We start from the raw sequence: 19,280 nt of genomic DNA on the forward strand, positions 1-19,280 counted from the left end.
CCTCCAACATAATGGAGGGACATTTTATTTATGATTATTTAACATTAATTACAATCTTTTTATGATTGGCTTTATTCTCTTTAATAGTTAATGTTGTTTTTCCAGATTCTTCAAATGAATACGGTGAGAGCCGATAAAGTTCTTTAATACTATGTTTTTCTTTTAATTTATTTGTAGGAATTAATGTTATATTAGGCTTCCATGTTTCCTGTTTGCCTGAAGGGTAGTCTACTATTATTTCTGGATTATTTAATTGTATTGTTTCCCAAGAGACAAAATACAGTTCAACTTCTGCATCTTTTTTTAGTAATTCTTCTGAGAAATAACCAAACTCACCAACATTACCAAAAACAGTGAAATTTTGATTTTGCAATTTAATATCTAAATATCTAGGTTGATATGTTGCTGCGTGATACATTCCGTATGAAAGAGAGAGTGTGGCAGCGATTAATATACCAACTGAAAATGTCTTAAAGCTATTTCCTTTAAAACTTGTCATCATAAATGAATTTGGTGTGAATTTTTTTGCGAATAAAAAAATGAGTAAAATGAGCAAGAGGGATAAGCCAATGAAAATATACATAAAGTTTAAGCACCTCCGTAAGAAATATTTACTGTTTTTCTATATTTTAACATGAGAAGGTGTAAATTAGGGGTGGTTTTTAGAGGGGAATTAATAAATACAACGAAGTTATATATTATTAATAGGATAAACATCGCTAGAAATATTTGATTTGTGGGACATTAAGGACTTTCCTAATTATAAATATTTTTTCTGCTATAATAAATGAGTAGAGAGAAAGGAGTGATCCTATGGTATTTCCTATGTTAGAAACAGAACGCTTGCGCTTAGTTGAAATAGAACAATCTTATTGTCAAAAAATATATGAAATATTCTCATTAGATGAGGTAACGTGTTATTACGGTATGAATTCTTTTACTGAGTTTGGACAAGCTTCACGTATGATTGAATCTTTTTCAAAAAATTACTTTGAGAAAAAGGCAATGCGTTGGGGGATTGTATTAAAAGACACAAATAATTTAGTAGGAACAATTGGATTAAATAATTTACAACTTTGGAGTAAACGCTCAGAGATTGGATATGATTTGCATCCTCGTTATTGGGGGAATGGTTATGCTTCTGAAGCTGCTCGAGAAATTATTACTTATGGATTTCGAGATTTAGGCTTATTTAGAATTGGAGCTATTACATATCCTGAAAATATAACTTCGTGTAATATGTTATCTAAATTAGGTTTTCAACAAGAAGGGCTGTTACGTGGATACATTCATCAAGGAAATAAACAACACGATGCATTAATGTATTCTATTGTACGAACAGATGTAGAGGATATTCATTATTAATAAAAAAGCCCCTCTTATTTAAAATAAGAGGGGCTTGTAAAAATCAACCTATTTTAGGTAATAAACGTTCTCCGCTTTTCATACTACTTTTACATAAAGGGCATTTAGGCTCTTCTTCAAATGAAAAGTTCTTTCTCATCCATCCTAAACAATCCTCTGATTCACATTCCCAAACAGGGGTTTGTTCTGGTGGTACTTCTGCTACATCGTTCTTTCGATTGCGATACATGTAACCACTCCTTTTATGTAAAAATTTTTAGTTATATATTAAAAAGGTTGTTAACCGAGCTGGTAACAACCTTTTTATTGATTGAATTATAGCTTTACAACGTTTTTAGCTTGAGGTCCACGGTTACCGTCTTCAACTTCGAAGCTAACTTCTTGACCTTCGTCAAGAGATTTGAAGCCGTCGCCAGTGATAGCTGAGAAGTGAACGAATACGTCGCTACCGTCTGCAACTTCGATGAAACCGAAACCTTTTTCGCTGTTAAACCATTTTACTTTACCTGTTAATGTCATGGTAATGCCTCCTAAAATTTAAAAAGATTACAATATGATCGGCCTTATTCGATTGAAAATAAAAGTTCACATATTATCAAAAATCCATAAGGAGTACAAAACATTCCTGATTGATACTTGATAATATGCAAAGAAAATATAGTGCTAAATTGACCTTAATTACTATCCTACAACAAATGGTGGGAAATAGCAAGTGCTGGTAATATCAGTGAATGAATTGGGTGATACTGGTAAAAGGCGCGAAGACATCTCTTTTATTTATATATTATTCCTAATCTGAATTTATTCCAAACGGAAATCATTTATTTTAAAAAATATGTTTAATGGAAACGATATATATATTTTAAAAATACAGATGATTACAATAATAAGGAGGATAGAATATTGCTAAATAAACAATTTAAAATAATTGAAGCAGCAAAAGAAGGAAGAAGAAAAGTTCATCCTATTTTCGCTGTTATACTTGCAATTGTATTTTTAACTTTAGGTGAATTTTTCATGTTGTTTATGCTGTTTTTACCGAAAGCGGATACATCATTTGTAAAGGCAATTTATAATAATATTGAGATGATATTAACGTTTGGTGGGGCTATATTTTTTATTTTTTTATGGATTAGGTTTGTAGAAAAAAGGTCATTTTCATCCATTGGTTTTTGGAAAGTGCAATGGATGAGAACGTATTTGAGAGGTGCGTTAATAGGATTTGTCTTCATTTCAATACCAGTAATTGTGCTTATATTAACAGGGATTGTAAAACTACAAATGCAACAAATTACGGCAACCGCCATATTTGGTATTGTAGGATCTTTAATTGCTTTTTTAATACAAGGTGCAACGGAAGAAATTATTGTACGAGGCTGGTTATTTCCAGTTATTTCTGTTAGAAGTCGTATATGGGTTGGGATTATAGTGACGTCCTTTTTATTTGGTTTTCTGCATTTACTTAATCCTGGTATTACAATCCTTTCAATATCGAATATAATATTAGTTGGTGTATTTGCAGCTTTTTACGTATTAAAGGACAGTAGTCTTTGGGGGATTTGTGCATGGCATTCCATTTGGAATTGGGCACAATATAATGTCTATGGTTTTGCAGTTAGTGGCATGACGATATATTCAACACCACTATTTAAACCTGTAACAAAGGGGTCAGAAGTTCTTCATGGAGGCTCATTTGGGATTGAAGGTAGTATTATTACAACAATAATGCTTTCTATCGCTTTAATTGTTTTATGGAGACAGTTATGGAGACAGTTATGGGGGAGAAGAGTGAAACAACGAGATTTTAGTTAAGGAAAGTGGGAGAAACTATGGGGATTATAGCGTTTGAGGGAGCGAGTGCTGTTGGTAAGAGTAGCACATGCCGTGAACTAGAAAACAATTATGGAGCATTCATTATACCTGAAGTGAATTTTTTATTTGAAAGACCAAAACATGAACATAGAACATGGTATTTTGAAAAACAAGTAGAGCGCTGGAATATAGCAGTGCAGAAGTCGCAGCAATATGAATTAGTAATACTCGATGGGGATATATATCAGCCACTTAGTTATAATTGGTGTTTTCATTTTGATATATTTAATCAGCCGTTATCTTTAATAGAAAACTTTTATAAAGAAAAGATGATAAATAGAGAAATTGGTTTTCCAGATCAATATTTTTATTTATATACAAGTGATGAAGAGCTTAGAAAACGGAAAGAGTCTGATGGGACGAAAAAAAGAAGAAACTTTGAAAAACATTTACATATATCTAAAGCATTTCAGCGTTATTATGAAAATCTCAATACCGTCACAGACGGGTGCTGTAAATTGATTGAAGCAAAAAGTATAAAGTCGAATGAATTAGAAATTGTGAAAAGTTTAAACAGCTTAAAAGTATGTGAAGAAAGACGTTTTGATGTTTCGAGGTTAGATGTTATTACGAAGTGGTTAAAAGAAAATCGTGCATAAAGTAAAAACAACGAGTGTTTTAGAAGGCGCTCGTTGTTTTTTTGTTTCCATATAAATATAAAGGGAAATTTTGTAGAATATCTTTATTTTTTAACAGAATAATCTTTCAATTTCACGAAAAAAGAAATACAATATAAGGAAATATATATAAATAATATGATAGGGGATGGGATGAACTATTTTGAATGAAGGAACTATTTTATATAAGAAATAATGAGGTAGTAAGAACAGAGATATTTGGGAGGAAACAAGCAAGATGAAAACATTATTTAAAATCATAGGAATTATAGCTGGTATGGCGGTAATCGGGGTAGGTGTAACGTATGGTATGCTGTATTATCTGAATAATAGTAAACCAGCTGCGAAAAAGGCATCACCAGCCGCTCCGGCAGTAGAAGTGCTAGCTGATAGTAATGTAAAAGCTGAAGATGCAAAGCTTTTAGAAAATGGCAATCATTCATTACCGAATAGTGGTTTTAATAAAAATTTTAAGTGGACAGATGAGAACATACAGACAGCACTACATGAAATGGCACATCAAAAAACGAAAGCTGATCAAAAATGGGGCTATATTTTTATTACACAAGAACGTATTGAAAGTTTACTCGAAATTATAAATAGTAATGATGTTGCACAAAAAAGTACATATGTGGATATTTTAGAACGATGGAAACAAGGAAAATATGAAAAGGTTGATGTAGACCACAACAAGATTTGGAAATTACAAAGTGGGAATTTAGGAGAAGGGAAAGGAGTAATGTCAGAAAAGGAGCAAAAAGAATTAATTAATCAAGTTTTTATACAAAAAGGTACATATTCAGGTAGTAAATTAATTGCAGGTGAGGTACAAGCTAATAAATAATATACATATTGATTTTGAAACACCTGTATTGTTATGAACACAAATGTTTTAATAAAAATGAGTAATTGCTTTTTAGAGCAGTTACTCATTTTTGTTATTACTCGCTTACTTTTCTAGTTTCTCTAATCCTTACGTTTTCTCAAGTGAATGTGAACTTTGAAAATAGTGAATATACTGATTTTTGGAAAGAAGAGAAAAGTGAGTTGATTCCTAAAGATTAAAAAGGGATAATGTGGTAAAGTTGAAGGAGCGGAAATAGACAGGAGGGATTGCCATTGCTACAAGCTATGTTACCAATTGTTCTAATCCTTTTTCTAGTCGTTTCGATGTATATAACATATCAAAAAAGAAAAAAAGCAGGGATAAAAGGATTAAAAAGTGCATTAACTTCTATTTGTTGCTTTTTAATTGCAATCTTAAATTTGTTTGCATATTGGCTTCATTTTGGCGGTGTTTTTACTTGGCTAGTCTCAATTGTATTGTTGCTAGTAGGGGCATATTTTACAAAATATATTCCAATCTCAAAAAAGGTACACTAAAATTACATGAATTTATACGTATCGGTTTTATTTCATAATGAAAAGAGATTATTCTATGGGGTCGTTGTGCAGCGGCTTCATTGGATAATCTCTTTTTATACTTATTTTTGTAAAGAATGTACTGTTATTTTGAGTTGCTCAATAAATTTCCGGGTAGAAGCGCACATATATTTATCTCTTCTATAAATAAGTCCTATCTCTATTGTTGGAGTGGGTTTTTCAATTTTAATAGCTTGTATGTGCTCACTTTGCAAAAAGTCTATATACGGTTTTGGTAACACGGTAATCCCCATACCTTGTGCGACCATTTGAATTAAAGATTCCATTGTACTAATTTCTAAAATTGGCTTTGGTTTAAAGTTAAAGTTTTGGCAATGAGATGTAATTAGTTCTGTTAAATAGAAATTTTTAGGTAGAAGAATTAAAGGATAGTCCTGTAACTCTTCAATAGATACATACTTACGTTCAGTTAAAGAATGGCTGGTTGGCACAACTAATGTAAGTTCACTTTTATATAGTGGGATAGAAACAATCTCTTTATCTTGCACCGGGAGAAATGTAATACCAATATCTAATTCATTTTGTAATAATTTTTCACGAATTTCTCCTGTACGAAGACCTAGTACAGAAAGCTCAATATTTGGATATGAATTATTAAAATTTAAAATAGCTGGTGGTAGTAAATAATTTACGACGGTTAACAATGAGCCGATTGTTAAGGATCCGTGCTGTAATCCGTTTAAATCTTGAATGGCAGAACGGGCTTGTTCGACTTCGTGAAAGATTGTTTTACTGTGCGATAATAAAACTCTTCCTGCTTCAGTTAAAGATATTTTTTTACCAATTCGATCGAAAAGTGGCATGCCTACTTCATGTTCTAATGCACGTATTTGTTGACTTAGTGAAGGTTGTGAAATGTTTAATTTCTCAGCTGCTTTTGTAAAATGTAATTCTTTCGAAACAGCTAAAAAGTATTCTAATTGTCGTAATTCGATTGAAATCACCTCAAGTTTAATCATAGGATATACCTATCATTATTATATAGATAATTGAATTGAACAATGGTTTTGTGGGATATATAATCACTTTATCAGAAATGGATTGATTAAAAAATTAAATGAGGTGAAGAAGAATTGTTGCAATCAAGTGTATTACCGGGCAGTTATTCACAAGTACTTCAAAAAAGGTATGAGGAGGCTGTACCGAAAGGAATATATCATTTAATGCCTTTATATGTAAAAGAAGCAAGGGGAGCGATAATAACAGATGTAGATGGAAATCAGTTTATTGATTTTGCTGGTGGAATTGGTATGCAAAATGTTGGACATTGTCATCCGAAAGTTGTAAGAGCGGTACAAAAACAAGCAGAATCATTTATACATCCTTGTTTTCATGTAACTCCATATGAAAATTATATTACTTTAGCGGAGAAAATTAATGAGAAAGTGCCAGGTACAAGCAAGAAAAAAACGATGTTTGCCAATAGTGGTGCGGAAGCGATTGAAAATGCTGTAAAAATCGCACGTAAAGTAACAGGGAGGAGAAAAGTAATTTCGTTTGAACGAGGATTTCATGGGAGAACATTAATGACAATGTCTTTATCGACCAAAGAAAATCCATATAAAGCAGGATTTGGTCCGTTCGTTTCAGACATGCATATATTGCCGTATCCGTACTATTACAGAGCTGAAGAAGGAGTTTCTCCTGAAGAGGTGGATTCTCAAGTCATCTATCAGTTTGAAAAGTTTTTAGAAGAAGTATCACCTGAACAAGTAGCAGCAATCGTAATGGAACCAGTACAAGGAGAAGGTGGGTTTATTATTCCTTCTATTTCATTTGTAAAACGATTACGAGAAATTTGTAATCAATACGGTATTTTAATGATAATGGATGAAGTGCAAACTGGATTTGGCCGAACAGGGAAATGGTTTGCGACGGAACATTTTTATATAGAACCTGACATAATGACTTTGTCAAAATCAATTGCTGGCGGTTTACCATTAAGTGCTATTGTCGGTCGTGCGGAGTTGATGGACATTCCTGGGAGAGGACAAATTGGTGGAACTTTTGCCGGGAGTCCGTTATCATGTGCAGCCGGTCTTGCTGTATTTGAAATAATGGAAGAAGAAAATCTAGTTGAAAGGGCTCAGCAAATTGGAAATAGAATAATGTCACATCTACATCAAATGCAATTAAAGTACGAAGTGATTGGTGATGTTCGTGGAATCGGTGCAATGGTTGCAATGGAACTTGTAACGGATCGTATAATAAAAGAACCAGCAAAAGAACTAACAGTACAATTAATTGATGAATTCTGGAAGAATGGGCTTATAAGTATTGGGGCAGGGATATTTGATAATGTACTACGTTTTTTACCGCCTCTTGTCATTTCAAATGAAGAAATTGATAAGGGTTTTGAAATAATAAACCAATCTTTTAAAAAATTGTGCGGAAAGTGAGAGAGGCAATTATGATGAATAAATTATATGAGGTACTATCACTAAATATAGGATTCCCAAAAGAAGTTATGTATGGAGGAAAATTAATTCATACGGGTATAAATAAAGCGAAAACAAAGGAACCTATATATTTATCATTTCTAAAATTTAAAGGTGATGGTCAGGCGGATTTAGTTCATCATGGTGGTGTGGATAAAGCAGTTTGTGTGTATTCGAGCGAACATTATAGTTATTGGGAAGAGACATTGAATCAAGACCTTGAATATGGAGCGTTCGGAGAAAATATAACAGTGAGCGGTATACGTGAAGAGGATGTTTGTATCGGTGATACGTTTGAGCTCGGAGAAGCGATTGTACAAGTAACGCAACCAAGACAACCTTGTTTTAAGTTAGCTAAGAAATACAATATTCCCAAGTTACCACTGTATTTTCAAGACACGGGATATACAGGATTTTATTTTCGTGTATTAAAAGAAGGGTGGGTATCACCAGTTGATACGTTAAAGTTGCTGAAGTCTGATCCAATAAGTGTTACAGTAGCGTTTGCTAATCGTATTATGCATAAGGAAAAACAAAATATAGAAGGGATAAAGAGAATATTAGAAGTACATGCACTTTCTACTAGTTGGAGAAAGACATTTGAAAAGCGACTGAGGGGAGAAGAAATTAATACGAAGGAGAGGCTTGAAGGAATAAAAAAATAAATAAATAAATATTTTTTATAAATGGTGCATTTCTATTAGTAAAAACTAAATAGAAAGCACTATTTTTATATAATAACCTTATTAATATGCAAAAATCTTAATATTGTTTTATTCGACTTGTTTTCAAATGGTGAAAACATAAAATTAATTGGACTATTTTTTTATATTTTATGATAGTATATTGATTTGTAAGATCTATTATTTTAAGAGTAGGTCATATAACCATATCTAATTTTATGGAATCGACATATGGAGGGACAACATGGGGAATGTTGAAAAATTTGCAAATATTCTAATGGAAGAACCGAAAAGAGAGCAGTTATTTCCTTTATTTGAAGAAGTGTTTGGGATTACGAGTCAAATATTGAATGATTTTTCAGAGAAAGGATATTGGGATTATACATATAAAGCTTTATCATTTATAGAAGATGATAAAGTGATTGCAAATGTTGCGGCATTTTCACTTCCGTTACTAATTAATGGTGAAAAAATAAATGCAGCGGGTATTCAATCAGTAATGACACATCTGAATTTTCGCAAACAAGGACTAATGACACGATTGCTTAATAAGATGATAAAAGAAATTGATAAGCAATTTGAATGTGCTTTCTTGTTTACTGAAACACCTGAACTATATAAATCATTTGGATTTCAAATTGTGCAGGAATATCTGATGACTATACAGTATGATAATAAGATTAATAAAGATTCTATACTTAGAAAGTTAGATTTTTATAATGAAGAGGATAGAAATTTAATAAATGAAATCATTGAAAATAGTCAAAGGCTTTCTAATATGTTTTCGACAATAAATTATCGATCTTCGTTTTATTTGAAAATGTATGACTTAAAATGGAATGAGAAACTGTATTATTCTAAGAAACTAGATGCGATGATTGTTTATGAAGTAGAAAATGAAAAGCTAAAGTTATATGGAGTATTTGCTCCAGTACTTCCGATTTTAGATGAATTATGTGAGGAAATCTCTGAATCATTTACAAAGATTGAATTTTATTTTTGCCCAGATCAATTAGGGATTGATGATGTACAATATACAGAATTACAGTCCAGTAAGTATTTGATGGTTCGGAGTAATAGAGAATTAGATTTTAGAGGATATAAATTCCCAGTTTTAACGGAGTTTTAAATATTTATATAGATGCTTTTGATGGAGAATAAAGGTAATAATCCTATTAAAATAAGTTTTTACACGTGAAAACCATCTGAAAATAATGATTCGCGATTGAATTTTACAATTGAACAAATATAAATAAAAAACCGCATTCTTTCTATTAAGAATGTGGTTTTTGTATTTACGTAAGATAAAGCACATTTATTGACCGGAAAGTTATAAATGCTTATCATTTAATAATGTTAAATATTAATTTACATAATATAATAGGACTAATGAAGAAATTACAGACTATATCGCTTAAATAAGGAGGAATATGAATTATTCAATGGTAATTTCATAAAAAAAGGAGATTATGTATGAAATCATTTCGCAAGTTGTTACAGTATTTAAAACCATACATGTTCTTCGCTATTATTGGACCGCTATTTATGGTACTTGAGGTTGCGATGGACTTAATTCAACCGACAATAATGCAACATATTATTGATGTTGGAATTGCAAACCGGGATTTGAATTATGTAATAAAAATGGGGCTTCTTATGATAGGAGCAGCAGCAATCGGTTTAGTTGGAGGACTTGGTTGTATGATGTATTCTACAAAAGCTGCTGTTAATTTCGCTACAGACATACGAAAAGATGTGTTTGCGAAAATAGAAACATTTTCTAGCAAAAATCGTGATTCATTTGGAACAGGTAAATTATTAACAATCGTGACAAATGATATTACATCTATTCAATCGGCAATGACGATGACGTTACGTGTACTTGTCCGTGGACCGTTATTATTTATTGGAAGTATCATTATAGTCTTTGTAACAGCGAGAGACCTATTTCCAATTTTACTTGTTGTGGTACCCGTATTATTAGTTGCAATTGTATTGATTGCAGGTCAATCGAGCGGTTCATTTAAGCGAGTACAAGAAGCATTAGATAAAGTAAACACAAAGCTACAAGAAAATTTATCCGGTGTACGTGTTATAAAAGCATATGTAAGACAAAAATATGAAATCGCACAGTTTGAGAAAGTTAATACAAGTTTAACTGAAATAAATATTCGTGCAATACAAATTATTTCATTGATGATGCCAATTATTATGCTAGTTGTAAATAGCGGAATTGTAGCAACTTTATGGATTGGTGGCGAGAAAGTTTTTAACGGTACACTCCAAGTAGGGGCCATTTTAGCTTTTATTAACTATTTAAATATCATTTTAATGTCACTTATGTCTATTAGTATGGTATTTATTCAAATTGCCCGTGCTTTTCCATCAGCTGATCGTGTACAACAAGTCTTACATACTGAAGTTGATATTACAACTGAAGGCGACGTATATGAACCAAAACAAGTGGGTGGTAATGTAGAGTTTAAAAATGTTAGCTATAGTTATACGAAAAATAATGAATATGTTTTAAAAGATATTTCCTTTACTGTACGTAAAGGTGAAAAAATAGGGATTATTGGATCGACCGGAAGTGGTAAATCTACATTGGCGAAACTATTGCCACGACTTTACGATGTTGATCAAGGTGAAATATGTATAGATGATGTTAATGTGAAAGCATACGATTTGCAAAAACTTCGTGCTTCCATTGGCTTCGTTCCACAAAAGGCACTTCTTTTTTCAGGCAGTATAGAAGAGAATTTACGTTATGGCAAAGAAGATGCAACTTATGATGAATTGGAATTAGCATCTTCATCTGCTTGTGCGACTGAGTTTATCAATAAGCTGGAAGACTCTTATGAATATAACTTAACACAAGGTGCAACCAATCTATCTGGTGGTCAAAAACAACGTATATCTATTGCAAGAGCCCTAGTGAGAAAGCCATCTATTCTTGTATTAGACGATTCTACATCGGCAGTTGATGCGAAGTCAGAAGCTGTAATACAGGAAGCGTTAAGGACAAGATATAGTGGCACAACGACATTTTTAATTGCATCAAAAATATCTTCTATTATAGATGCTGATAAAATCCTCGTTTTGAATAACGGTGAATTAGTTGGAAATGGTACGCATGAGGATTTATTGGCAACTTGTGAAGTGTATCAGGAAATTTATCTTTCCCAAGGTGGTAGCCTGCAGCAAGAAGGAGGGGAAGAGCGTGCGTAATTTTCAAGGACAATTTGGAAATAAAGGTGGACGTAACAATCCGAAAACGGGAAAAACTAAGAATACTAAAGGAACTATAATGCGAGTATGGAACTATATGGGGTATCAAAAAGCATCTCTTATGTTCGTTATTATTCTTGTATTTATCACGACATTACTAGGTTTACTTGGGCCATATTATATGGGGGTCATCATTGATGAATACATTGTACCGAAGGATTTAAGCGGGACAGCCAGAATGTGCATGATACTCATTGCAATATATGGGATAACCGTATTATTAACATGGTTACAAACATTTGTAATGATTAATGTTGCATTAAAGACTATACAAAAAATACGACAAGATATTTTTGAAAAAATCCAAACACTTTCTCTACGATTCTTTGATGTACGTTCTCAAGGTGATTTAATGAGCCGTGTGACAAATGATATTGATAACTTAAATCAAGCTTTGACACAAAGTGTTGTGCAAATCATTTCATCAGCGTTAACGTTTATAGGTGTAACAATTGCGATGTTTTCATTAGATTGGATTTTAGCGATTGTAACTTTAATTACAGTACCTATTATGTTTTTCGTTACGAAAAAACTAGTTGCTTATAGTGGGAAAAATTTTGCGAAGCGTCAAAAGGATTTAGGAGAATTAAATGGATTTATTGAGGAAGCTATTACAGGCGCAGACGTAACTACGTTATACGGAAAAGAAAAAGAAACCGTACATAACTTTAATGAAATTAACGAACAGCTAAGAATTTCAGCAACGAAGGCTGAAACGTTTTCAGCATTTATTTTTCCAAGTATGAACTTTATTAATAACTTAGGAATGGGGCTTGTAATTGGAACTGGATCGGTAATGGTATTAAACGGAATGACAACAGTAGGTGTCATTGCAGCTTTTATTAATTATTCTCGACAATTTTCAAGACCACTTAGTCAATTTGCAACTTTAATGAATACGATTCAAGCGGCAGTTGCTGGAGGAGAACGTGTCTTTGAAATTATGGATGAAGTACCAGAAATTCAAAATAAAAAAGATGCAGTACTTGTACAAAATTTACAAGGACATGTTAGGCTTGAGAAAGTTTCATTTGGATACGCACAGGACAACATGATTTTAAAAGATGTGAGTCTCGAGGCGAATCCTGGGGAGACAATCGCTTTAGTCGGTCCAACTGGATCAGGAAAAACAACAATTATTAATTTGTTAACTCGCTTTTATGACATTCAAAAAGGGCAAATTAGCATTGATGAAAAAGATATAAAGGATTATGATATTAATTCTTTGCGGAGTAAAATAGGGGTTGTTTTACAGGATACGTATTTATTTGCAGGAACGATTATGGAAAATATTCGATATGGACGTTTAGATGCAAGTGATGAAGAAGTAGTTGCAGCAGCAAAAGCAGCATCAGCACATTCTTTTATAAAACATCTACCGAATCAATATGAAACGGAAATTGCTTCAGAAGGTTCGAATTTAAGTCAAGGACAAAAACAACTCCTTGCGATTGCACGAGCGATTTTAGCAGATGCAGATATATTAATTCTCGACGAAGCAACATCTAATATTGATACGAGAACAGAATTACAAATTCAATCTGGATTAAATAATTTAATGAGAGGGCGAACAAGTTTTGTAATCGCTCATCGGCTGAAAACGATTGAAAAAGCAGATCAAATACTTGTAATTAAAGATGGTAGTATTTTTGAAAGAGGAAATCACGAATCTCTTATGGAAGAGAAAGGATTCTACTTTGATTTGTATACAAGTCAGTTTAAAATTTAACAAAAATATTGATGTAATGCGGTTTCTCGTAATAAGAGAAACCGCATTTTTTGTATTTGCAAACATTGCTATTCAATAGTCTTTCGTTAAATGTTTTAACTGCATCCTCTTGTATTTCCGGTAAAACAAGTCAATAACGCTTGGAAAAACATTTTTGTACAAGCTGGTATTTTAAAGTGAAAGAAAAATAAATATCGTCCGGCTAGAAAACTAGAGGACATCAATTCATTAAAGCAGCAATGAGAGCTGTTTTAGGAATAGGTGTCCTTTTTATTTTGAAAAGGGAGATGGAGAAATGAAGGCACTAAGAGATCAGTTACGTGAATGGAAAAGGCAATCTAAACAAGCAAAGAAGAAAAACAAGAGAAAACGAAAAGAAAAATTAAGCAATCGTGACATTGAAGGTTTAATTGGAATTCGTGGGCCGCGTTATGAACGTAGAAGTGGAGCTTTAAGACAAAAGTAATTAAAAAATAAAAAGGAGTGGTCTTACATGACTAAACAATTATCTTTCTTATCAAAAATCGATAGAACAGCAACACAGGAGGAATTAGAAGGCGTGTTGGCAAGCGTACGTATACATAGGCAATTTGGGATGATGCGTAAAGAAATGAAAGTCACTCCTTCTTATGAAATGCGTGAGCACGGTCCTACACATGCAGTTGGAAAGCCATTAGAAGATGTTGCTATAGCAAATATTCAACAAAGTAAACGAGAAGAATGGCTTGAAAGGATGTCATTACGTATTGATCAGTTTCTAAATCGATTAGGAAACGGACGTGCAGGAAGTATCCAAAGGGATATTATTTGTAAACGTTATTTAGAAGAAGAGGATATGTGTGATTACATGGTTTATAACGAAATCGGAATGTCAGAGCGTACTTATCGACGTTGGAAGTCTAAATCGTTTTATAAACTTGCTTTTGCACTTGGATTAGAAGTTTACGAGACAGAAGAGACTGGAGGTAATGAATAATGAACTTTGTTCAGCCGATATGTGATCCAGAAGAGTTGAGCAAGTTAGTTACCTATTACGGAATGATAGCTGACGACACGGATTCAGTATTCACTGACGAAAATAAAACTGCTATTAGTCTATATAAATCGGTTTCTATTTCTATTCAGGCCATTCAAGAATTAGAAGTAAAACATAATAAAGAAATAGCCGAAATCAAACAGCAACATGCAGATGATAATAAACAATTGTACAGTGAAATAGATGCACTAAAAAAGTTAGTTCAAAAATTAATAAACGATAAACCAGAGCAGCCATAAGCTGGTCTTTTTTTGTTGCCTAAAAGGGGTGGTCATTGTGGAAGGATTACAAGAAGTAAGAAGTGATGTTCAAGAAATCAAGGACATTCGTTTAGAAATTAAAAGTTTAGAGATGCGAACAACAGGTAACGAAAAAGACATTATCAATATTAACAAACAGTTAGATAAAATTAGCGCCAATACTACCTAGATTTTCCGACTTATTGTAGGTGGTATGTAATGGTTAGTTTAGCTGTAATGATTGGAATTGTAGTAGGTCTTTCACAAATGGCAAAAACAATTGGATTGCAAACAAAATATGTTCCGTTATTGAATTTAACGCTTGGCATTGTGCTAGGCGTTTTATTTATGGACGGAGATATAAAAACAAATGTTATTTCAAGGAATCATCATTGGACTATCAGCAAGTGGATTACTTGACTACATAAAAATTATAAAAAAGGATGTTGATGCTAAATGAAAAAGACAATTAAACTAGCTTCCTCTGTATTTATGACGTTATTGCTCCTGTTAAGTATTTCTATAGCAGACAGTGAGAAAGCTGATCGCGTAGCACAAGATTTGTTTCAAAAATCATCTATTAAACAAATTAATAAACAAGAAACTGTTATTAGAAATTCTAGAAATGTTTCAGTTACGACTACTGATACAGATATAGCGGTAAATGTTCAAATTCTTCTCCAAATTTTATTAGCTTTACTAGTTAAATTGAACATTTTATAGAATGTTTATCCTGTTCTCTAAATGTAGTGGTTCTTTATATGTGAATATCCACTGTTTTAATTGTAGTACAAGCTATGGATATTTATCATGACTAGATTAAGAATCAACAATGTCGAAGTATTAATGTAAATTTCTTTTTAATAAAGATAAATCGCCTTTAGAAGGACGATTTATCTTTTTATTTGTTTTATTTCATTATTTTAATAAGTAAGTTTTTGTTTATAGAAATTTGAATTTCCAATGTTTCTAAAGGGTGCATTAGCACCATATTTTGTCTTTTTTGGGGTGAGTAATTTCTAAGATTAGTGAAGAAAAGAACGTTCTTCTTTTCTTTTTATGTAAAATATTCTAACTTCGCATTAGGAAAGAACTGTTTCATATAGGAATACAGATGATTTTTTATATCCTCTTCTTCTTCTTTTTGATAAATGTATTTTCCGATTCCATATTTCCCCCATTTATATCTTCTTTTCTCTTCATCTAATTCTAATTTTGTCATCGGGTAGTTTTTTTCAATCACTCTCTTAGCTGGCTTTGTAAAACGATGTTGAATAAACTCAAATGTAATATCATCCCGTGCGTCAAGAGGTAATTCAGCATTCAAGCGTTCAAACATATGATAGTACCCATCCTGCCAGCCTTCATGAAGATAAATAGGCGCTACAATGAAACCAAGTGGATATCCTGCTCTAGCTACTTTTCCTGCTGCCTCAATTCGTTTTGCTAAGGGAGAAGTTCCGGGTTCAAAGTTTTTAATCACATAATCAGCGTTTACACTAAAGCGAAATCTTGTTTTTCCATTATGTTTAGCATCAAGTAAATGATCTACATGGTGGAATTTCGTAACAAACCTCAATTTCCCATATTCAGATTCTCCAAAATGCTCGATGGCCCGTTTAAGGGTATGCGTTAAATAATCGATTCCTACAATATCTGAAGTACACGACGCTTCAAATCTTGTTAATTCGGGTGCGCGCTCCTTCATGTATTTGTCAGCAGCATCTAAAATTTCTTCAACATTTACATACGTTCGTATATAAGGCTTACTACCCATCGTTGTTTGTAAATAACAATAATGACAATGGCCCATACAGCCCGTTGCAAAAGGAATTGCGTACTCCGCTGAAGGCTTGGAAGTATCGAATTTTAATGTTTTTCTAACACCAACAACAAGCGTAGATTTGGCTACTCGATACTTTTGAAAATCGTTATCGCCTGGCAAATCTCTTACTTGATTATGGGAAGTAGTATGTCGAATTTCAACATCCATCTTTGAAAACTTCTCAAAAAGCTCTTTCCCCAAAGGATAATCTAATGCTTTAGGCTCAAAATATACAAGCTTAGGCATAAATGGCTTATTCATTCCAACATCCCCTCTGAAATATCACCATAATAGTAAGAGTACGCTTGGTTTGCCTCATCTTCTGTAGCATATACAGCCATCTCATTTGTTAGTGGATAATATGTTTCGTAAAGAAATAGTGCTAATTCATTAGGGCTTTCAGGATTATTTACAACTGCTGCAGCTTGTATATTAGCTACGTCCTGCGTGTGGGGATTTCGATAAAAAATATAGACAATGTCACCAGCATGATACGTGTTACTTTCAGAAGAAAATTCCATTCTATCACCATCTCATTTCATATAATTCAATGCGCAAAGCTTTACTTTATAATTTTCCTGTAGTGTAACTATTTAATTTCATTGATAAGATTACGTCATACAAATATACTTTGAAATATGAATAATAATTGCACTAACAAAAAGGCAAGCATATATCAATGCTTGCCTTTCGTTCTAACGACGATGTTCAACAAGATCAATTACACCTAAAACGACGTGAGCTAAACCAAAACCAAATACTGTATTTGCAATCATTTTATTAGTTCCACGGGTTTGTTTAAGAGCATAACCTGCTGCTGTCACTGCTGTACCTAGAGCTGTTGGAATTAATCCTTCACGAATGTCCACAGTGATGCCTCCTTGTATCGTAGTTAGTAAATTTGTTTCAATGCTTTGAAGTAAAGCATTGAAACAAGTATTAGTATTTTTCTTTTTAGTAAAATTATGTGGAGTTTTCATCAATAAATATTTAGGAGTCATTACAGCAATAGAGATTGAGGAAAACTATCATTCAATTTTCTTTTTAGCCTGTTTCATTTTACCAATTATGAGTAATCAAAACTGTTTCGGCCCATACTAATCTGTGTTTAATACATAATAGATATGGAGTTGAATGTAAAATGGAGCATAAAGGTAGAAATTCAACAGAAGATGCACTACTTCAGTATAAATATGGTTTGGGAGTATTTGCTGGGAAGATGCCGAAACTTACTGAACAATTCAATTCATTTACGGAAGAATGCTTTAAAGATGGTGCACTATCAAAAAAGCAAAAACAATTGATTGCATTAGGCATTAGGCATTAGGCATTAGTCTTTATTCTCAGGATGAGTATTGTATTATTTATCATACAAAGGGATGTATTGATCAAGGAGCTTCTGAACAAGAAATCCTAGAAAGCATTGGTGTAACGGCAGCATTTGGCTGTGGCCCTACCATGAGTCAAGCAGTCACACTTGTTCAAAAAAGTATAGAAGAATTAAAGAACATGAATTAATTAGAATAGGATTGCTTGCATGAAAGTGTAGCTTTTTTATTTCCAAAATGTCTATTTATTAATTAGCAAACATGAAAAAACTTGAGCATTTTTGATTATGCTCAAGTTTTTATACAATATTAATTCATACTAAAAATCGTCCAGGATAAGTATGTAGCAAATGCAGACCATAAAAAATATGGGATGAACAAATAAGCTGATATCTTAGATGATTTTAAAGAAAATACAATTAGTAACAACGTGGTAATAGTGACTAAAAAACAATCTATTGTTGCGAAAAGTAAATTCTTTTGGCTAAATTGAAAATAACTGAATGCTTGATTACAGATATAATTTAAAAGGAATAGGGACCAAAATAGTTTTTGCTTAAACCCATACCTGTTATAAATAATTGTAACTGATAATGCAATGAGTCCATATAATACAGCCCAAATAATTCCGATTATCATACCAGAAGGTGTCCAAGTTGGTTTTTGCAGGGCATTATACCAAACACGATCGATAGGGAATAAAATACTGGAAAGATAAAACAAACCATATGTGAGTAAGAATACCATGATACTAGATTTTTTCATAAACATTCTCCTTATTTTATAGAAGATTACAGAACTCTATACAATAGTATGTCCTTTCAACAAATAAAATTATTATATTCAATATGTACATAGGTATTCTCACATTTTTAATTCATCATTAATTAACAACTTTATATTTACTACGTTCTTTTCGAGAGATTTAAAATGAAAAACTACCTATTTAAAATGGTGGTTTTATATTTTTATGAATTTAACATGTTAATTAGAGCTTCTCCATCAATTAATTCAATGAAACAACCTTATTGTCACTGCACAGATATGTCACATTTAAAAATAGGTTTAATCAATTAAAAAACACTAATACGAAATACTCATAAAATCATTCGTGATATCAGACATATTATTACCCCAAAAACAGAATACGGTCATTCCTTGGATGAGGAAACAGCTTTTACCTCTACAGTAGTCTATGTAGAGGCGTGCCACCAATCTCCCTATAGACGAATAGATTATGAAACGAAAGAGAAATATAACTGTTTTCTCTCTTATTTCTAGAATACCAAGTGAATTTTACATTCCCCCCTATATCTTATGGTGAAATTTTCATACGGTTCATTAAAAACAGCCACATTATCCACTACAAAACAGCCACGAATTAAAAACAAGTAGTGATATCATAGAAAAACGTTAT

22 protein-coding genes and 4 pseudogenes are annotated in these 19,280 nt (G+C 32.5%); 18 read left to right on the top strand and 8 right to left on the bottom strand.

What is annotated here, in order from left to right:
- Nucleotides 1–34: 34 nt before the first annotated feature.
- The gene (locus JFU23_RS27485; protein WP_016102030.1) at nt 35–583 is read right to left on the bottom strand and encodes a hypothetical protein; all 549 of its coding nucleotides are present in this window, start codon (nt 581–583) and stop codon (nt 35–37) included.
- Between the two features lie 230 nt (nt 584–813).
- Here JFU23_RS27485 and JFU23_RS27490 point away from each other — a divergent pair, with 230 nt between their 5' ends.
- The gene (locus JFU23_RS27490; RefSeq protein ID WP_002031946.1) at nt 814–1,365 is read left to right on the top strand and encodes a GNAT family N-acetyltransferase; all 552 of its coding nucleotides are present in this window, start codon (nt 814–816) and stop codon (nt 1,363–1,365) included.
- 43 nt (nt 1,366–1,408) lie between these two features.
- Here JFU23_RS27490 and JFU23_RS27495 read toward each other — a convergent pair whose 3' ends face one another.
- Nucleotides 1,409–1,594, bottom strand: coding sequence for a cold-shock protein (locus JFU23_RS27495; RefSeq protein WP_000286202.1), 186 nt, complete (start codon nt 1,592–1,594; stop codon nt 1,409–1,411).
- Nucleotides 1,595–1,680: 86 nt separating this feature from the next.
- Nucleotides 1,681–1,884 (bottom strand): cold-shock protein CspD, encoded by a 204-nt coding sequence (gene cspD, locus JFU23_RS27500; RefSeq protein WP_002012849.1) that lies wholly within the window; start codon nt 1,882–1,884, stop codon nt 1,681–1,683.
- Between the two features lie 384 nt (nt 1,885–2,268).
- Here cspD and JFU23_RS27505 point away from each other — a divergent pair, with 384 nt between their 5' ends.
- The 4 genes from JFU23_RS27505 (at nt 2,269) to JFU23_RS27520 (ending at nt 5,237) form a co-directional block, all read left to right on the top strand.
- Complete coding sequence (locus JFU23_RS27505; RefSeq protein ID WP_201033202.1) at nt 2,269–3,177, top strand: CPBP family intramembrane glutamic endopeptidase; 909 nt, start codon at nt 2,269–2,271, stop codon at nt 3,175–3,177.
- Between the two features lie 17 nt (nt 3,178–3,194).
- A complete protein-coding gene (locus JFU23_RS27510; protein ID WP_201033203.1) occupies nt 3,195–3,836 on the top strand; it encodes an AAA family ATPase in 642 nt (213 codons plus the stop codon).
- Between the two features lie 256 nt (nt 3,837–4,092).
- Complete coding sequence (locus JFU23_RS27515) at nt 4,093–4,698, top strand: PRK06770 family protein (RefSeq protein ID WP_002085644.1); 606 nt, start codon at nt 4,093–4,095, stop codon at nt 4,696–4,698.
- A 275-nt stretch (nt 4,699–4,973) separates the two neighbouring features.
- Complete coding sequence (locus JFU23_RS27520) at nt 4,974–5,237, top strand: hypothetical protein (RefSeq protein WP_201033205.1); 264 nt, start codon at nt 4,974–4,976, stop codon at nt 5,235–5,237.
- A gap of 101 nt (nt 5,238–5,338) precedes the next feature.
- On the opposite strand, the gene JFU23_RS27525 is transcribed toward JFU23_RS27520, so the two are convergent.
- Nucleotides 5,339–6,241: a LysR family transcriptional regulator gene (locus JFU23_RS27525; RefSeq protein ID WP_201033321.1), complete on the bottom strand. Its 903-nt coding sequence runs from the start codon at nt 6,239–6,241 to the stop codon at nt 5,339–5,341.
- A gap of 129 nt (nt 6,242–6,370) precedes the next feature.
- Here JFU23_RS27525 and gabT point away from each other — a divergent pair, with 129 nt between their 5' ends.
- The 12 genes and pseudogenes from gabT to JFU23_RS27585 all read left to right on the top strand — a co-directional run.
- Nucleotides 6,371–7,696 (top strand): 4-aminobutyrate--2-oxoglutarate transaminase, encoded by a 1,326-nt coding sequence (gene gabT, locus JFU23_RS27530; RefSeq protein ID WP_201033207.1) that lies wholly within the window; start codon nt 6,371–6,373, stop codon nt 7,694–7,696.
- Between the two features lie 11 nt (nt 7,697–7,707).
- Nucleotides 7,708–8,400 (top strand): MOSC domain-containing protein, encoded by a 693-nt coding sequence (locus tag JFU23_RS27535; protein ID WP_201033209.1) that lies wholly within the window; start codon nt 7,708–7,710, stop codon nt 8,398–8,400.
- A gap of 262 nt (nt 8,401–8,662) precedes the next feature.
- A complete protein-coding gene (locus JFU23_RS27540) occupies nt 8,663–9,547 on the top strand; it encodes a GNAT family N-acetyltransferase (RefSeq protein WP_201033211.1) in 885 nt (294 codons plus the stop codon).
- A 344-nt stretch (nt 9,548–9,891) separates the two neighbouring features.
- On the top strand, nt 9,892–11,646 hold the full coding sequence (locus tag JFU23_RS27545; RefSeq protein ID WP_016092610.1) for an ABC transporter ATP-binding protein: 1,755 nt from the start codon (nt 9,892–9,894) through the stop codon (nt 11,644–11,646).
- Nucleotides 11,639–13,435, top strand: coding sequence for an ABC transporter ATP-binding protein (locus JFU23_RS27550; protein WP_201033213.1), 1,797 nt, complete (start codon nt 11,639–11,641; stop codon nt 13,433–13,435). Before JFU23_RS27545 ends, JFU23_RS27550 begins: the two co-directional genes overlap by 8 nt.
- A 99-nt stretch (nt 13,436–13,534) precedes the next feature.
- Complete coding sequence (locus tag JFU23_RS31265) at nt 13,535–13,615, top strand: DUF3983 domain-containing protein (protein ID WP_137059908.1); 81 nt, start codon at nt 13,535–13,537, stop codon at nt 13,613–13,615.
- 115 nt (nt 13,616–13,730) lie between these two features.
- On the top strand, nt 13,731–13,901 hold the full coding sequence (locus JFU23_RS27560) for a hypothetical protein (protein WP_170972783.1): 171 nt from the start codon (nt 13,731–13,733) through the stop codon (nt 13,899–13,901).
- Between the two features lie 27 nt (nt 13,902–13,928).
- Nucleotides 13,929–14,411 carry an ArpU family phage packaging/lysis transcriptional regulator gene (locus JFU23_RS27565; protein ID WP_201033215.1) on the top strand — a complete coding sequence of 161 codons (483 nt, stop codon included), beginning with the start codon at nt 13,929–13,931 and terminating at the stop codon, nt 14,409–14,411.
- A gap of 62 nt (nt 14,412–14,473) precedes the next feature.
- The gene (locus JFU23_RS27570; RefSeq protein WP_207200020.1) at nt 14,474–14,710 is read left to right on the top strand and encodes a hypothetical protein; all 237 of its coding nucleotides are present in this window, start codon (nt 14,474–14,476) and stop codon (nt 14,708–14,710) included.
- A gap of 37 nt (nt 14,711–14,747) precedes the next feature.
- A pseudogene (locus JFU23_RS27575) lies at nt 14,748–14,897 on the top strand (hemolysin XhlA family protein); the annotation flags it as partial.
- 32 nt (nt 14,898–14,929) lie between these two features.
- A pseudogene (locus JFU23_RS27580) lies at nt 14,930–15,170 on the top strand (holin).
- A 50-nt stretch (nt 15,171–15,220) separates the two neighbouring features.
- Nucleotides 15,221–15,433 (top strand): annotated as a pseudogene (locus JFU23_RS27585) (spore coat protein); the annotation flags it as partial.
- 334 nt (nt 15,434–15,767) lie between these two features.
- Here the strand turns inward: JFU23_RS27585 and splB are convergent.
- The 3 genes from splB to JFU23_RS30690 all read right to left on the bottom strand — a co-directional run bounded on the left by splB (nt 15,768) and on the right by JFU23_RS30690 (nt 17,404).
- Nucleotides 15,768–16,796, bottom strand: a complete 1,029-nt coding sequence (gene splB / locus JFU23_RS27590) for a spore photoproduct lyase (RefSeq protein ID WP_201033223.1) — start codon at nt 16,794–16,796, stop codon at nt 15,768–15,770.
- Nucleotides 16,793–17,056, bottom strand: a complete 264-nt coding sequence (locus JFU23_RS27595) for a transcriptional regulator SplA domain-containing protein (protein WP_201031128.1) — start codon at nt 17,054–17,056, stop codon at nt 16,793–16,795. Before JFU23_RS27595 ends, splB begins: the two co-directional genes overlap by 4 nt.
- A 174-nt stretch (nt 17,057–17,230) precedes the next feature.
- On the bottom strand, nt 17,231–17,404 hold the full coding sequence (locus tag JFU23_RS30690; RefSeq protein ID WP_000354585.1) for a hypothetical protein: 174 nt from the start codon (nt 17,402–17,404) through the stop codon (nt 17,231–17,233).
- Between the two features lie 272 nt (nt 17,405–17,676).
- On the opposite strand from JFU23_RS30690, the pseudogene JFU23_RS27605 reads away from it, so the two are divergent.
- A pseudogene (locus tag JFU23_RS27605) lies at nt 17,677–18,053 on the top strand (carboxymuconolactone decarboxylase family protein).
- 119 nt (nt 18,054–18,172) lie between these two features.
- On the opposite strand, the gene JFU23_RS27610 reads toward JFU23_RS27605, so the two are convergent.
- Nucleotides 18,173–18,628: a TspO/MBR family protein gene (locus JFU23_RS27610; protein WP_201031127.1), complete on the bottom strand. Its 456-nt coding sequence runs from the start codon at nt 18,626–18,628 to the stop codon at nt 18,173–18,175.
- Nucleotides 18,629–19,280 lie beyond the last annotated feature (652 nt).

Source organism: Bacillus sp. TH50 (genome assembly GCF_016650565.1).
Classification (GTDB): domain Bacteria; phylum Bacillota; class Bacilli; order Bacillales; family Bacillaceae_G; genus Bacillus_A; species Bacillus_A mycoides.

Bases quoted from the DNA above. Each gene is read 5' to 3' on its own strand.
- JFU23_RS27560 (WP_170972783.1), top strand. From the start codon at position 13,731: ATGAAGGCACTAAGAGATCAGTTACGTGAATGGAAAAGGCAATCTAAA.
- cspD (WP_002012849.1), bottom strand. From the start codon at position 1,884: ATGACATTAACAGGTAAAGTAAAATGGTTTAACAGCGAAAAAGGTTTC.
- JFU23_RS27510 (WP_201033203.1), top strand. From the start codon at position 3,195: ATGGGGATTATAGCGTTTGAGGGAGCGAGTGCTGTTGGTAAGAGTAGC.
- JFU23_RS27515 (WP_002085644.1), top strand. From the start codon at position 4,093: ATGAAAACATTATTTAAAATCATAGGAATTATAGCTGGTATGGCGGTA.
- JFU23_RS27545 (WP_016092610.1), top strand. From the start codon at position 9,892: ATGAAATCATTTCGCAAGTTGTTACAGTATTTAAAACCATACATGTTC.
- JFU23_RS27595 (WP_201031128.1), bottom strand. From the start codon at position 17,056: ATGGAATTTTCTTCTGAAAGTAACACGTATCATGCTGGTGACATTGTC.
- JFU23_RS27485 (WP_016102030.1), bottom strand. From the start codon at position 583: ATGTATATTTTCATTGGCTTATCCCTCTTGCTCATTTTACTCATTTTT.
- JFU23_RS27495 (WP_000286202.1), bottom strand. From the start codon at position 1,594: ATGTATCGCAATCGAAAGAACGATGTAGCAGAAGTACCACCAGAACAA.
- JFU23_RS27490 (WP_002031946.1), top strand. From the start codon at position 814: ATGGTATTTCCTATGTTAGAAACAGAACGCTTGCGCTTAGTTGAAATA.
- splB (WP_201033223.1), bottom strand. From the start codon at position 16,796: ATGAATAAGCCATTTATGCCTAAGCTTGTATATTTTGAGCCTAAAGCA.
- JFU23_RS27535 (WP_201033209.1), top strand. From the start codon at position 7,708: ATGATGAATAAATTATATGAGGTACTATCACTAAATATAGGATTCCCA.
- JFU23_RS27565 (WP_201033215.1), top strand. From the start codon at position 13,929: ATGACTAAACAATTATCTTTCTTATCAAAAATCGATAGAACAGCAACA.
- JFU23_RS27540 (WP_201033211.1), top strand. From the start codon at position 8,663: ATGGGGAATGTTGAAAAATTTGCAAATATTCTAATGGAAGAACCGAAA.
- JFU23_RS27570 (WP_207200020.1), top strand. From the start codon at position 14,474: ATGATAGCTGACGACACGGATTCAGTATTCACTGACGAAAATAAAACT.
- JFU23_RS27610 (WP_201031127.1), bottom strand. From the start codon at position 18,628: ATGAAAAAATCTAGTATCATGGTATTCTTACTCACATATGGTTTGTTT.